This is a genomic window from Vibrio sp. OPT46 (assembly GCF_015163535.1).
In the GTDB taxonomy this organism is placed as follows: Bacteria; Pseudomonadota; Gammaproteobacteria; order Enterobacterales; family Vibrionaceae; genus Vibrio; species Vibrio alginolyticus.
The window spans coordinates 75,339-75,636 of sequence record NZ_JADDYG010000898.1 but is presented as its reverse complement, the minus strand read 5'-3'; the positions used below and the strand labels follow the sequence as shown (position 1 = coordinate 75,636).

Genomic DNA, 298 nt, shown 5'->3' with positions numbered 1-298 from the left:
CGCTGGCATGGCTATTTGCCAGAAGGCATTGGTCATGATGCTCAGTACGTGCCAATGGATTCATACCTAAGCGAAGCGCTGCAACTGCACGTAGCCGCGGGTGACTCTGCACTGCTTAGTGTTCAGCTTGAAGACTGGCTAGAAATGGATCAACCGGTCAATATTCCTGGTACGGTGGATGAGTATCCAAACTGGCGTCGTAAATTGTCGATGAACCTAGATGAAATCTTCAGCCGTGAAGATGTGAATCGTATTTCTAAACGCCTTACTGAAGTTCGTGCACAGGCGAGTAAGTAAA

The 298-nt window shown here is 48.0% G+C and carries 1 protein-coding gene; it reads left to right on the top strand.

What is annotated here, in order from left to right; all coding sequences use genetic code 11:
- Nucleotides 1-297, top strand: a 297-nt coding sequence (locus IQR33_RS31785; RefSeq protein WP_193844321.1) for a 4-alpha-glucanotransferase, incomplete at its 5' end; no start/stop codon positions are given.
- Nucleotide 298 lies beyond the last annotated feature (1 nt).